The organism is Acinetobacter rongchengensis (assembly GCF_003611475.1).
Taxonomy (GTDB): domain Bacteria; phylum Pseudomonadota; class Gammaproteobacteria; order Pseudomonadales; family Moraxellaceae; genus Acinetobacter; species Acinetobacter rongchengensis.
On sequence record NZ_RAXT01000002.1, the window covers coordinates 128,627 to 143,942 of the forward strand.

Consider the following 15,316-nt stretch of genomic DNA (forward strand, 5'->3'; position numbering starts at 1 on the left):
GCTGAGAAATCGAGTCTTTCTGTATAAAAATAAAAAATATTCAATAAACAATTTCATCGGTTAGAAATCATTTTCAAACACTATAAAAGTGTGATGAGGCGTATAATTTGTCTTGTTTGCGCAAAAATTGACAAAATAATTTGATGTTATTCCGATCATGTAATAAGATGAAAAAATTGATTTAAATTCGATTTTATCAATCTAAATTGATCTTCCAATCGTTTTATCAAGTTGCGCAACACAACTTGTTTTTGCTTATTAATTTAATTCGGCTTTCAAGATTTAAGTTCTTGGATTGCTCTTTGCGCTCCTCAAGTCCTTGAAAGATAAGATTTACATAGGTTTCTGACCTATTCACGACAATGGATACGCGTGTGCTTCCGATTATTGTATTGTTACCATTAATACTTGGCACAACCCTTGTCCTGTGGCTGAAGCAGTTTTCTCGCGGGTTAACAGCTTTAGGAGCGATAGGGGTTAGTCTAAGCAGTTTTATTCTATTACTGACTCAAACCAAATCAGTATTCAGCGGTCAAACTGTTTTAGAACATTGGCAATGGTTACCTCAAATTGGTATCGATTTCAGCTTTCGCTTAGATGCGCTCAGCCTTATTTTTGCTTTGTTGATCAGTGGCATAGGTACATTGATCTATATTTATGCCTATTATTATTTAAATCCTAAAAACTCTCTCAGCAAACTTTATGTATTGCTCATGATGTTTATGACAGCAATGTTGGGAATATCGCTGTCTAATAATTTAATGATTCTGTTGGTCTTTTGGGAACTAACCAGTATTTCCTCGTTCTTATTGGTGGGATATTGGAGCAACTATGATGCTGCACAACGTGGTTCTCGTATGGCACTGACCATCACGGGAATGGGTGGTTTGGCTATGCTCGGTGGTTTCGTCTTATTGGGACAAATCACAGGAACATATCAGATTGACCAACTCACCACGATGGCGACAACCATTCAAAGTAGCCCACTGTTTGTTCCTGCTTTATTACTCATTTTACTTGGTGCATTCACCAAAAGTGCACAATTTCCGTTTCACTTTTGGCTACCCAATGCCATGGCAGCCCCAACCCCAGTATCTGCCTATTTACATTCAGCAACCATGGTCAAAGCTGGGATTTTCTTATTGGCTCGCTTGTTGCCAATATTTGTTGGTTCAGCGCTGTATCACAACCTAGTTACAACAATTGGTCTCTTTACCCTATGCATGGCCGCTTTTTTTGCCATATTCAAAGAAGACTTAAAAGGCTTATTGGCATATTCAACGATCAGCCATTTAGGCCTGATCATGTGTTTATTGGGAATAGGCTCCCCGCTTGCTGTCGCTGCTGCGATTTTCCACATTATCAACCATGCGACATTTAAAGCTGCATTATTCATGCTTGCTGGTATTATTGACCATGAGTCTGGGACACGTGATTTAAGAAAATTAAGTGGACTGTGGCAACTGCTTCCATTTACTGCAACACTCACCATGATTACCGCAGCAAGCATGGCTGGTGTACCACTCACCAATGGCTTCTTATCTAAAGAAATGTTCTTTACCGAGTTATTGGCGAATTTATCTGGTGGTTTTGTCGTACTGGCGGCTATTGTTGCAACACTGGCTGGTTTATTTGCTGTTGCTTATTCAGTTCGCCTCGTACATGGCGTATTTTTTGATGGTGATGTCGGGAAAGATGTTCCAAATAAAGATGCACATGAGCCACCTTTAGGCATGCGTGCACCTGCAATTTTATTGGCGACATTGTGTATTTTGGTGGGTATTCTACCTGCGCTATTGGTTGAAAATATTGTCAATTCGGGAACACGTGCCAGTACACAACTGCCTGCTTTTGAAGGGATTCATTTAGCCCTTTGGCATGGTTTCAATCTTCCGTTATTGATGAGTGCAATTGCACTATTGGGTGGTATCGCTTTTTATTTCTTTTTGGCAAAAGGTAGTCGTATTCGCCATATTGACCTTGACCCAATGATTGGAAAGCTCCAAGGTAAACTTGTTTTTGAAAATTTCCTTAAAGATTTATTGTTATTCTCACGCAAAGTTAAACTCAAAACTGAAACAGGTTCATTACAAAATTATCTTTTATGGATCGTTGTATTCAGTATTGCGCTGGTTGCTACACCACTACTGAATCAAAATTTGACCACAGGTGCTCGCGAATTAACGCATGCGCCATTCATTGCCATTGTACTTTGGTTATTGCTGTTTTCAGCGTGCTGGATGATGCTCTGGTTTCACCATGAACGCATTAAAGCCGTGCTGATCAGTGGTGCAGTAGGTTTAGTGGTCACCATGATTTTTGTGACTTTGTCTGCACCTGACTTGGCCCTAACCCAAATCACAGTCGATGTGGTAACAACGGTTCTACTGTTGATGAGTTTATCATTATTACCACAACTTACTCCTTATGAATCTAGCCAAACACGCCGCTGGAGAGATGCCATCGTTGCAATTGGTGGTGGCTTAGGGGTTGGTTGGATTGCATGGTTAATCATGACCCGAGATCATAATTCTATCTCATGGTTCTTTGTACAGCAGTCTTTACCGCTTGGTGGTGGTTCAAATATTGTCAACGTTATCCTCGTCGATTTCCGTGGTTTTGATACCTTCGGTGAAATCACAGTACTCGGGATTGCTGCCATTGGCGCACTTTGTTTAATGGATGGTATGCGTGCACACGGCACCACCATGACCCAAGGTTTAAGCTACCGTTTTAACCCTTCACCACTGATGTTCCGTATGACGGCATCGTGGGTACTACCGATTGCATTGGTGGTAAGCCTCTACATTTTCTTACGTGGTCATAACTACCCAGGTGGTGGCTTTATTGCAGGTCTAATCACCTCAATGGCGTTGATTATTCAATATATTGCACTTGGACAAGATCAAGCTGAAAACATGCTAAAAGCCAAATCAGGGCGTCTATATGAAGTGTGGATTGGGATTGGTTTAATGATCGCAGGCTTAACAGGTATCGCAGCATGGCTTTGGAACCGACCATTCCTCACCAGTGCGCATGTCTATGTTGAATCAGGTATTTTTGGAAAATTCCACTTTGCATCTGCAGCTGCATTTGACCTCGGTGTATACGGCACTGTTGTCGGCGCAACCATGTTGTTAATTTCTGTACTGGGCGACTCTCGACATTCGAGTATGTCTGGTCCTGTGCCTAAGGAGTAAGCCATGATCAGTTTAGAATTTTTAATTGCATCTGCGATTGGATTACTCATTTCAACAGGGATTTATTTAATCCTGCGTGCACGTACCTTTCCAGTGGTTCTTGGTTTGGCAATGATTGGTTATGCTGTCAATATTTTTCTATTTGCCATGGGGCGATTACAAGTCAGCTCCCCTGCTATTTTAACCAATGCAAGTAAAGTGACCGACCCGCTTCCACAAGCTTTGGTTTTAACAGCCATTGTTATTGGCTTTGCCACAACCGCTTTTATCGTTCAATTGGCTTTACGCAGTCGTTTTGAATCTGGAAACGACCATGTCGATTCTAAAGATGAATTAAATACTTTTGACTCGCGTGAGGATGAGCCTTGATGATGACTTTTCTCAATTTTTGGCATACTCACACGCCTATTCTGAGTATTTTAATCCCTGCTTTTACAGCATTTTTATTGGTATTACTGGGCAATCCGGGTTCAGGCTCTTTAGCGCGTGACTGGCGTCAACCTTGGCGTCGAGCCCTCAGTTTAATTTCTGCGATACTTGGACTAGCAACAGCAATCACTTATTTGATTCAAGCCAGTTCAGGACAAATCTTTGTTTATCAACTGAGTGAATGGTCTGCACCTTTTGGTATTGTCCTTGTATTAGATCGTTTATCAGCCTTGATGGTGGTTTTAACATATACGCTTGCCGTTCCTGTCTTGTGGTTTTCAAGTAAACAATGGGATGAACGTGGTCGTTATTTCCATGCCATGTTTCATTTTTTGTTAATGGGAATTTGTGGTGCATTTTTAACAGGCGACTTATTTAACTTATTTGTATTTTTTGAAATATTGTTAATGGCCTCCTATGTTCTTCTCTTGCATGGGCAAGGTAAAGCGCGCTTCCAACTCGGTATTCATTACGTCACCATCAATTTAGTTGCTTCTGCACTATTTCTTATCGGCTTAGGCATGATTTATGGCGCAGTAGGCAGCTTAAACATGGCGGATGTTGCTCGCTTATTACCAACACTTGAAAATGATCAACATCAATTAGCCATTTCTGGTGGTTTACTGTTATTCGCAGTTTTTGGAATTAAAGCAGCTATGCTTCCAGTTGGCTTCTGGTTACCCAAAACCTATGCTGTCGCTGCAACCCCTGTTGCGGCTATTTTTACCATCATGACCAAAGTCGGTATTTATGCGATTTTACGTGTCAATGGTACAGTTTTTCATGATGATTTAGCACAAAACTATTTGAACTATTGGTTATTACCGATTGGTTTAATCACTTCACTTTATGGGGTGATTGCGGCGATGGGGGCAGATCGTTTAAGACGCTTTGCTGGCTTTATGGTGCTGTCATCCGTCGGAACTATTCTGATTGCCATATCGATTATGAATACCTCTGCTTGGGCAGCAGGACTTTATTATTTGGTTCATAGTACGCTTATTGCAGCCGCATTTTATTTACTGTGCGGTTGGATCACATCACAACGTGGCGAGTTTAAAGATCATTTAAAAGTTGCTCCAAAAATGAAGCAAGATGGATTGGTCGCTGCAACATTCTTTATTATTGCTTTAATGATGGCAGGCTTACCACCCTTTAGTGGCTTCTTAGGCAAGGTACTGTTACTTCAATCAACAGCAGATTTCCCTTATCAAGCATGGGTGATTGCAATTGTCTTGGTTGTTAGTCTTTTAAGTATTATTGCGTTTACCCGTGTTGGTTTTATCCTCTTTTGGCGTGCGACCACACCCGAAACAGATGCTCGAAAACCTACTTTTGCAGCCTATCAAGCGCTACCTGAAAAAGCACCACCTCGTAACGACAAAAGTATTTACCTTTTACTTTCAGGTTTAATGCTCTATGTCATTTGTGCGGCGCCTATTCTCAAATATATGGATCAAACGGCATTACAACTTGTAAATAGTACTGCATACGAGCAGGCTATTTTGAAGAAAGATGCACAAGGTAATACCATCAGTGTACAACCTTATGATGCTCACTACGTGCCTGAAACCAAATATGGTGGAGAAATTGCCGACAAAAATGCACAATATATTCCGCATATCATTGATAAAAATACTCTACAAGGCGAGCATATTTCACAATACAAACAACAGCAAATACAGCAGCAGGTGAAACAAAGCCATACACCTGACGATGCTAAACTCAAACCAATGGAGCAATAAATGAAGCAAAACATGTCTTTACTTGATCGTTGCTTACCGCATCCATTTGTTTCGGTGATTGTTGCTGTGAGTTGGTTGATGCTGAATCACAGTGCAGAATTATTTGATTTTGTTGTTGCGATTATTCTTGGCTTCATTATTCCCAAAATGATTCAACCCTTTATTGTCAATACACCCAATATTCATTGGCGTTTGGCAGTTGAATTGTTTTTTATCGTGGTTTGGGATATTTGTATTTCCAATATTCGTGTCGCAAAACAAGTGCTTGGTCCAACGAAAGATTTACAGCCAAAATGGTTCCGTGTTCCTTTAGATACTGACCACGAACATGTAAATTCACTGCTTGCGATGATTATTACTACAACCCCTGGAACTGTCAGTGCAGGGATCGATCAAGAACGTGGTGATATTCTGGTGCATGCCTTAAGTTCAGATGACCCTGAAGCTGAAATTCAGGAAATTAAAGCACGTTATGAATATCGTTTGCTGGCCATTTTTAGCGTTCAACAAGGAGAATCATCATCATGATATTGCCTTATGCACTCGGGATTTGCTTGATTGCTGTCACAATCTCCATGTTGCTTTGCCTTGTTCGCCTCGTCATAGGGCCTTCTATCGTTGACCGATTATTGGCTTTAGACACATTATTCTTGAATGCAACTTGTCTAATTATCATTCTCGGAATTTATTGGGCAAGTACCTCTATGTTCGAAGGTGCATTATTGGTTGCAATGCTCGGTTTTGTATCTACCGCTGCATTAGCACGCTATTTCACAACGGGTCATGTTGTGGATTAAAAGGAGAGATTCATGGAAAATAATATGCAACTTATTATGGAAATTATTGTTTCTTTCTTTTTAATCATTGGTGCCTTTTTTACTCTGGTTGGAGGGATTGGCATCGTAAAGCTTCCTGACTTGTTTATGCGTTTACATGCACCAACCAAGTCCAGTACTTTAGGGTTGGGAAGTTTTTTGATCGCGGCGATGATATATGCAGCATTTAATCACCGCTTTGGTTTCGCAGAAGGATTAATTACTTTACTTGCCTTCATTACTGCACCTGTATCTGCAAACTTAATTGCCCAAGCTGCAATACATTTGCGGTTACGTTCCAGATCTGGTGATGTCCCTGAAGCGTTAGATCGACCATTGCCATGGCAACGCCAAAAAGTGATCAAACAATTTAAAGATGGTAAATTTTAAGGATCTAGAATCCGTATAAAAATAACTGCAATAAAAAGCCAATGTTCATCATTTAATACTGATCAGTTAAGAGTAATTTAGTAGTTACTCATTTAAGAATCTCCCCTAACCCCTCTTTAAAAAAGAGGGGAATTGTTGAGAATTTAAAAATAATTTTAGATTCTGGATACTCCCTCCTTTATCAAAGGAGGGTTGGGGAGGATTTAAAAAGACTTAACTGACTGGCATTCAATATTCATCATTGGCTTTTTATTTATTTCTATTTATTTCATAGACAGAGCAATCCATTAACTATATAGCTTTGGATGTACTTCTTCTTGAAAGCTTTCCATACCATATTCTTCCGCTAATTTTTCTTTCCAATATGCCACAATTTTACTGTAATCAATTTCGTCAGGATGAAAGTCAGCTTTGTAATAAGATAAATATTCAGGGATCAATGAAATCAACATTTTTGAAATCAGATAGATACCATACAGATTCTGTGTCACTTTCGGTACACTTTGGCGCCAATCCTGTATAAACAAACGCGTTGCAGAATAAAAAGTTAAACTTGCAAAACCTGTGGTTACATTACGCATGACTGTCCGACGAGTCTGATTATCCTTATAAATCGCTTGGTAGACATCAAAAGCCACTGCACGATGCTCTATTTCCTCAATCGCATGCCAAACCCAAAGTTTGATTGCATCATCATCTAAAGTACTCAGTACTTGTGGATTACGTAAAATATATCCGCCTAATAAAGCGGTAAAATGCTCAAAAGCGCAGGTTACCGCCAACTGCAATTTTGGATGAACACTTTTAATAAAATCATCACGGCGAGCCAGCCATGCTTGAAAATTATCTAGGTTATAGTCATCACGACGCCACGCATCATTAAATTCTGCATGTGCTTTAGAATGCATGGCTTCTTGACCAATAAAGGCAGCAATCTGAGCTTGTAGTTTTTCATCGCTGATTTTGTCACGCACATTACGCACACTACGCACAAAAAATTGCTCACCAATAGGGAATGTGGATGATAATGCGGTTAATAAATGTGACATTACAGGTGAGTTAGCAAAAAAATGCCTACGAATGGCTTTCGGATTAAAGCTGGGTTTACGGACTTTAATACCAATGGCTTTTGGACGATTTAAATATGCTTTTTCTGCCGTCGCTTGAGCTACTGTCATAGGTCTAATCCTACATTTGTCTGAATATAAATCTATATTGGCAGAAACTATACATTTGTATATTGCAAAATAAATCTCAGAATGGCCAGAATGCTCAGTTTATGGAAAAAGCAATGATATGAAACTGCAAATATGTGCATGAATAAAATAAAACTTTATGATTATTATAAGTTTAACAGTTTTTTTTATTTTCAATGTGATTCACATCTTGTCACTAAAACGATTGCGTATCCGATGAAAAACAAAGCCCGCATATATGCAGGCTTTGAAAATAAGTTTAAGAGATTGAGGTTTTAGAATTAAACACCAAGGTAATCTAAAATACCTTCAGCCGCTTCACGACCTTCCCAAATCGCAGTCACAACAAGGTCAGAACCACGTACCATATCACCACCCGCAAAGATTTTTGGGTTAGAGGTTTGGAATTTAAATTCTTGCTGTTCAGCTGCAATCACTCGACCAGAACCATCTAAACCAATATTTGCATCTGCAAACCAATCTGCTGGACTAGTACGGAAACCAAAGGCAAGCAATACAGCGTCTGCTGGCAATACTTCTTCAGAACCTGGGATTGGCTCAGGGCTACGACGGCCACGGCTATCAGGGTCGCCAAGTTGTGTCGTCACAACTTTAACACCTGTCACTTTGCCATTCTCACCAATGATTTCAATTGGTTGACGATTGAATTGGAATTCAACCCCTTCTTCACGTGCATTTTTCACTTCACGACGTGAACCTGGCATATTTTCCTCATCACGACGATATGCACAAACAACAGATTCAGCACCCTGACGAATCGAAGTACGGTTACAGTCCATGGCAGTATCACCACCACCTAGTACAATCACCTTTTTGCCTTCAACACTGATGTATTCTGCTGGATCTTTTTCCCAACCTTGAGTACGGTTCACATTGGCGATTAGGAAATCAAGCGCATCATAAACACCATCAAAATCTTCGCCTGCAAAACCGCCTTTCATGTAGGTATAGGTTCCCATACCCATGAACACAGCATCATAGTCTGCAAGTAATTGATCGATAGTAATATCTGTACCAATTTCAGTATTTAAACGGAATTCCACGCCCATACCTGTGAAAATTTCACGACGACGTTTCATCACATCCTTTTCCATTTTAAATTCTGGAATACCGAACGTTAATAAACCACCAATTTCAGGACGTTTATCAAATACAACAGGTTTCACCCCATTACGTACGAGAATATCAGCACAGCCTAAACCTGCTGGGCCAGCACCAATGATGGCTACCTTCTTATTGGTCCACTTTACAGAAGACATATCTGGACGCCAGCCGAGTGCAAAAGCGGTATCGTTAATATATTTTTCTGCATTACCAATGGTTACTGCACCAAAACCATCATTTAAGGTACAAGCACCTTCACACAAACGGTCCTGAGGACATACACGACCACAGACTTCTGGCAATGTGTTGGTTTGGTGACAAAGTTCAGCCGCTTGGAAAATACGACCTTCTGCAATCAATTTTAACCAGTTTGGAATGTAGTTATGTACTGGACATTTCCATTCGCAATATGGGTTACCACAGCCCAAACAGCGATGCGTTTGGTTTGCTGCCACTTCCGCTGTAAAAGGTTTATAAATTTCCACAAACTCAGCTTTGCGGACAGTTAGATCTTTTTTCTCTGGATCTTGGCGTGCTACATCCAGAAATTGAAAGTCATTGTTTAGGCGCTCTGCCATGTCTCTCTCCGTGGGTAGGTGCGCACTGTTTATTTATCAGCTGCACCTGCCTATATATCTACAGTAGTGGAATTATTGTGGATCAGCTTGAGTTGTTTTCAACAACGTCTGTAAATTTGCAGCTTTTGGTTTTACTAGCCAGAATTTACGACCATAGAAATCAAACTCATTGCGGATCTTATACGCCCAAGCACTACCTGTTTCTTTAATATGCTCATCTAAGATACGACCTAAGAACTCTTTGTGCTCTTCCATCGATTCTGTAGAAATACGATTTAACTCAATCAACTCGTGATTATAATGATCGACAAAGTCATTATCTAAATCAAGCACATAGGCAAAACCACCCGTCATACCTGCACCAAAGTTATGACCCACTTTACCAAGTACAGTCACAATACCACCCGTCATGTATTCACAACAGTGATCACCTGCACCTTCAATCACGGCAAATGCACCAGAGTTACGTACAGCGAAACGCTCACCCGCAGTACCAGCAGCAAATAGTTTACCACCAGTTGCACCATATAAACATGTGTTACCAATGATTGCTGTTTCTTGAGTTTGGAAAGGCGAACCTTTTGGTGGGAAAATCGATACTCGACCACCTGCCATACCTTTACCAACGTAATCGTTCGCATCACCTTCAAGTTTGATATGCAAACCACCTGCATTCCAAACACCCAATGATTGACCCGCAGTACCGGTTAAATTCACTTTTACAGGATGCGCTTCCATGCTCAAGTTACCATAGCGTTTCGCAATTTCACCTGAAATACGCGCCCCGATAGAACGGTCACAGTTACCTACGGTAAAATGATATTCACCACCTGTACCTGCTTCAATTGCTGGAAGCATTTCGGCAATCATTTTTTCTGCAAGTACACCTTTGTCAAATGGAGCATTCCCCTGAACTTGACAATACTGTGCCTTACCTTCAGCAGATGGATGTGATTCAAGTAAAGCACTTAAATCAAGGTGTGCGTGTTTCTCAGTCTCACCAGGCAGTACTTCTAGTAAATCTGTACGGCCAATCAAGTCTTTCAGTGATGCAACACCTAAAGCAGCGAGCCATTCACGTGTTTCTTCCGCAATAAAGTGGAAGAAGTTGATGAGCATTTCTGGCTCACCAATATAATGCTCTTGGCGTAATTTATCTTGTTGTGTAGCAACACCAGTCGCACAGTTATTTAAATGGCAAATACGTAGGTATTTACAACCCAATGCGATCATTGGCGTTGAACCAAAGCCGAAGCTTTCAGCACCAAGAATTGCGGCTTTCACAACGTCTAAACCTGTTTTTAAACCGCCATCTGTTTGTACACGTACTTTACCACGTAAATCATTTACCCGAAGTGCTTGGTGCGCTTCAGAAAGACCTAATTCCCATGGCGAACCCGCGTGGTGAATCGAAGACAATGGAGAAGCTGCAGTACCACCGTCATAACCAGAAATGGTAATGAAGTCTGCGTATGCTTTTGCTACACCCGCTGCAATGGTTCCCACACCTGGCTCTGATACGAGTTTCACAGAAACCATAGCTTGAGGGTTGACTTGTTTCAAGTCAAAAATCAATTGTGATAAGTCTTCGATTGAATAAATATCATGATGCGGTGGTGGAGAAATAAGTGTTACACCCGGAACTGAATAACGTAAACGTGCAATTAAGCCATTCACTTTACCACCCGGTAACTGACCGCCCTCACCCGGTTTTGCACCTTGAGCAACTTTAATTTGTAGAACTTCAGCAGAAGTTAAATATGCAGGTGTTACACCGAAACGACCCGAAGCAATCTGTTTGATTTTCGAGTTACGAATCGTACCGTAACGTGCAGGATCTTCACCGCCCTCACCTGAGTTTGAACGACCACCAATTGTGTTCATTGCAATCGCAATCGCTTCATGCGCTTCAGGTGATAAAGCACCCAAGGACATACCCGCAGAGTCAAAGCGTGGCAAAATTTCTTCCACAGACTCAACTGCTTCCAATGGAATCGAATGATCCGTTTTTAATTTAAATAAATCACGAATCGTTGCAATTGGACGATTATTTACCAATTCCGCATATTCTTTAAAGTCAGCATAGTTGCCTGAACGCACTGATTTATGTAATGCATTGATTACATCAGGGTTAAATGCATGATATTCCTTATCGAAAACGAATTTTAATAATCCGCCTTGTTCAATAGGTTTACGTGCTTTCCAAGCAAGTTCAGCGAGTTTTTTCTGATCATTTTCAAGGTCAACAAAAGTTGCACCTTTGATACGGCTTGGTACACCTGTGAAGCATTTATTCACAACTTCTTCAGATAAACCCACCGCTTCAAATAATTGACCACCACGATAAGACGCGACCGTAGAAATACCCATTTTCGAAAGGACTTTTAGTAAGCCTTTTTCAATACCTTTACGGAAGTTTGCTTGAGCATGGATTGGGTCACCCAATAACTCACCCTTCGCAATCAAATCATTGATCACGTCATACGCTAAATATGGGTAAATTGCCGTTGCACCAAAGCCCAAGATCACAGCAAATTGATGCGGATCACGTGCAATCGCAGTTTCGACAATAATATTGGCATCCGTACGTAAACCAACGCTGATCAGGTAATGGTGGATCGCACCAGTCACCATCGCAGTATTCGCAGGTAAATAACCTTCACGAATTTTTTTATCGGAAATAACCAATAAAGTTTTACCATCACGTACCGCTTGCGCCGCTTCTTCACAAATACGTGTAATTGCTGCTTCTAAACCTTCCGCTTCCGCATAGTTCATATCAATATCAGCAATTTCGTAACCTTTACGACCAATGGTACGAATTTGGTGCATTTTTGAATTTGAAAGTACCGGGCTTGAAATAATCAAACGATCCGCATGTTCTGGGCTTTGCTCAAATACATTTTGCTCACGGCCTAGACACGTTTCCAATGACATCACAATTGATTCACGTAATGGATCAATTGGTGGATTAGTTACCTGAGCAAATTGTTGACGGAAATAATCCGTTACATGACGTACTTGGCGTGACAAGACTGCCATTGGCGTATCGTCACCCATCGAACCTACAGCTTCCTGACCACTTTCAGCGATAGGACGAAGAAGTTGATCACGCTCTTCAAATGTCACCATAAACATTTTCTGAGCAGCTTTTAGATCATCACCTTTCAAACCTTGATCACATAAGTATTCTTCAAGCTCTGGGCTACCTTGTAAATGGATCGAGTGTTCACGTAACCATTCACGATAAGGGCGCATTTTTTTCAAATGGTTGCTAACATCTTTAGTGTCAAGCATTTTACCTGTAAAGGTATCAACCACAAGGATTTGACCTGGGCCTACACGACCTTTAGACACCACATCTTCAGGCTCATAACCCCATACACCAATTTCTGATGCAAGTGTAATATAGCCATTTTTAGTAATGACCCAACGCGCTGGACGTAATCCATTACGGTCTAACATACAAATCGCATGACGACCATCTTGAATAACTAGACCTGCAGGGCCATCCCAAGCTTCCATATGCTTCGAGTTAAACTCATAGAATGCACGTAAGTCTGCATCTAAAGTTTCTACGTTCTGCCAAGCTGGTGGAACAAGCATACGTAATGCACGGAACAAGTCCATACCACCACCAACGAGGATTTCAAGCATATTGTCCATACTTGATGAATCTGAGCCTGTACGATTGACGATCGGATTAAGCTCAGTTAAACCTGGTAATAGTGGGTTTTCAAATTTAGGTGTACGCGCAGCAGCCCAATTACGGTTTGCTGTAATAGTATTTATTTCACCATTGTGCGCTAAATAGCGAAATGGTTGTGCCAAAGGCCAACGTGGTAAAGTATTGGTTGAGAAACGCTGATGGAACACAACAATATGTGAATCTAAACGCTCATCTGCAAGGTCTGTATAGAATTCTGCAATATATGCAGGCATCATCAAACCTTTATAGCTAATCACGGTAGAACACAGTGTAGTCACATAAAAGTATGGATCATTAGTAATTTTTTGTTCTGCACGACGACGTGCCATAAATAACTTACGATTGAATTCTGCTTCTGTTACACCCATTGGGCAATTCACAAAAATTTGCTCAAACGCAGGTAATGACTGCATTGCAATCGAACCTAAAGCATCATTATTGGTTGGAACAACACGCCAACCAATCACACGGCAACCTTCTTCTTCGATTTCTTTGGTCAAAATTTGCTTTGCATGCGCGGCTAATGCTGGATCTAAATTTAAGAATACAGTTCCAACAGCAAATATTTCGCTCAGTGTAATATCACTAATTTTTTTTGCTTCTTCACGGAAGAATGCTTTCGGCATAGCCAAGAGCAATCCGCAACCATCACCGGTCTTACCATCTGCAGCAATACCACCACGGTGCGTCATACAACTTAGACTATGAATTGCGGTCTTGACCAAGTCGTGACTTGCATCACCTTGCATATGGGCGATTAAGCCGAAACCACAGTTATCTTTAAACTCATCCGGTTGGTATAAACCTTGAGCGGGAGCTACAGTGTTAGGCGATGGCATGTGCATAGCGTACCCTTCTTTCTACATAGGCCCATTAAGGGCGAAAAACATTCAAACCTTAAATTACGACTTTTCAGGCATTTTCGTAAGCTAGTAAACCACTTAGTTACAATGAAACACCAGTCTCTTTTCACTTTAATTGAAAAATTGTTTTACAACTTTCGCACTGTATTAAAGCACTTAAATAGACGAATATCGCACACCAATTGAATCATTTCGCGCCAAAATAGGGACAATTAACTCAATTAGCGCAACAATAAAGCAAAAAATATGCCAATTATTATTCTTAGTCACCAAACTACTCAAATATATTAAAATAAAAGCCTTGCTATAAATTTGCTTAAATACCTAATCAATCTTTAAGCACCAATAGTGATCAAAAATAAGTTTATTACTTAAAATTGCACCATATTAGAGCTGAATATTAATTAAAAGGATCACTGATTTCGTGCTCTACTGGCTTTTTCTCAGTAGAAGTCACAGTTGGATCTTTGGTCTTGTTTTGTGGTTGTGCAATTGTTGATTGTGATTTTTGCACATCTACGACCGTACCCGATTCATCACGACGAGTAATTGTTGTTTGTGTAGTATTGAGCGCTGCTGAACCAATGGCCGTAAGCGCTGATTTTGCTTGAGCCAATAAAGATTCATCAATCACAGGAAGTGGTGCTGATTTCAATTTCACTTCATAAAGCTTATTTGTACCCATCATTTCATCTGATCCTAGATCATTCACCAAGGATGCATATTTTTCGAATTGAATTGCTTGAGGATGGATCGTATTAGGAAACTTAAAGTTTAGTTGTTTTAATTGCGCCTGAGCTTGATCATCATTTTTGAATACACCATAAACCAAAACATATTGTTCAGTTTGATTTTCACCACTTAGACGGAAATAGATAAAGTTCTTACGATCGAGCTGCTTTTGTAAAAAGCTACGAATAATATCTTCATCCGTTACTTTAAATAGCTCGACTGTCCAAGTCTTCTTATTTTCTTGGAAGAATTTAGTCCCACGAAATTCAGCAGCATGATTCCCTGCGGTTACAACACGAGTCGTCATTTCAAGTGGGCGCACCTCGTCCATCAAACTTCCCAAATGAGCAGATGCAGCAACTTTTTCAGGCTGAATCTGGACTTGAGTTTCACCAATTGGATTTGTTACCGTAACCAAATCTTTGGTATCCGTGATTGCCCAAAAAATCAAAGCCACAAGGAGACACAGCAATCCGCCAACTAACCAAATATATTGTCGAATATTTTGCCAATTTGTACGAATTGCTACCATGT

General features: G+C 40.5%; 10 protein-coding genes. 6 read left to right on the forward strand and 4 right to left on the reverse strand.

Annotation, left to right across the window (positions count from 1 at the left end; genetic code table 11):
* Window positions 1-362 precede the first annotated feature (362 nt).
* From D7V20_RS01990 to D7V20_RS02015, 6 genes are read left to right on the forward strand one after another with little or no spacing between them, the layout of a single operon-like run.
* On the forward strand, window positions 363-3,200 hold the full coding sequence (locus tag D7V20_RS01990) for a monovalent cation/H+ antiporter subunit A (RefSeq protein ID WP_120382672.1): 2,838 nt from the start codon (window positions 363-365) through the stop codon (window positions 3,198-3,200).
* Window positions 3,201-3,203: 3 nt separating this feature from the next.
* A complete protein-coding gene (locus D7V20_RS01995; RefSeq protein WP_120382673.1) occupies window positions 3,204-3,569 on the forward strand; it encodes a Na+/H+ antiporter subunit C in 366 nt (121 codons plus the stop codon).
* Entirely contained in the window at window positions 3,569-5,374 is a 1,806-nt protein-coding gene (locus tag D7V20_RS02000) for a monovalent cation/H+ antiporter subunit D (protein WP_120382674.1), read from the forward strand. Before D7V20_RS01995 ends, D7V20_RS02000 begins: the two co-directional genes overlap by 1 nt.
* Entirely contained in the window at window positions 5,375-5,902 is a 528-nt protein-coding gene (locus D7V20_RS02005; protein WP_120382675.1) for a Na+/H+ antiporter subunit E, read from the forward strand.
* Window positions 5,896-6,171 carry a monovalent cation/H+ antiporter subunit F gene (locus D7V20_RS02010; RefSeq protein ID WP_120382676.1) on the forward strand — a complete coding sequence of 92 codons (276 nt, stop codon included), beginning with the start codon at window positions 5,896-5,898 and terminating at the stop codon, window positions 6,169-6,171. Before D7V20_RS02005 ends, D7V20_RS02010 begins: the two co-directional genes overlap by 7 nt.
* A 24-nt stretch (window positions 6,172-6,195) precedes the next feature.
* Window positions 6,196-6,579 (forward strand): Na+/H+ antiporter subunit G, encoded by a 384-nt coding sequence (locus D7V20_RS02015; protein WP_120382769.1) that lies wholly within the window; start codon window positions 6,196-6,198, stop codon window positions 6,577-6,579.
* A 287-nt stretch (window positions 6,580-6,866) separates the two neighbouring features.
* Here the strand turns inward: D7V20_RS02015 and D7V20_RS02020 are convergent, their stop codons facing one another.
* The 4 genes from D7V20_RS02020 to D7V20_RS02035 form a co-directional block, all read right to left on the reverse strand.
* Window positions 6,867-7,757 carry a metal-dependent hydrolase gene (locus tag D7V20_RS02020; RefSeq protein ID WP_120382677.1) on the reverse strand — a complete coding sequence of 297 codons (891 nt, stop codon included), beginning with the start codon at window positions 7,755-7,757 and terminating at the stop codon, window positions 6,867-6,869.
* 299 nt (window positions 7,758-8,056) lie between these two features.
* Window positions 8,057-9,478: an FAD-dependent oxidoreductase gene (locus D7V20_RS02025; RefSeq protein ID WP_120382678.1), complete on the reverse strand. Its 1,422-nt coding sequence runs from the start codon at window positions 9,476-9,478 to the stop codon at window positions 8,057-8,059.
* Window positions 9,479-9,550: 72 nt separating this feature from the next.
* Entirely contained in the window at window positions 9,551-14,026 is a 4,476-nt protein-coding gene (gene gltB / locus D7V20_RS02030) for a glutamate synthase large subunit (RefSeq protein WP_171407727.1), read from the reverse strand.
* 424 nt (window positions 14,027-14,450) lie between these two features.
* Window positions 14,451-15,314 carry an SPOR domain-containing protein gene (locus tag D7V20_RS02035; RefSeq protein WP_120382680.1) on the reverse strand — a complete coding sequence of 288 codons (864 nt, stop codon included), beginning with the start codon at window positions 15,312-15,314 and terminating at the stop codon, window positions 14,451-14,453.
* Between the last annotated feature and the right edge of the window lie 2 nt (window positions 15,315-15,316).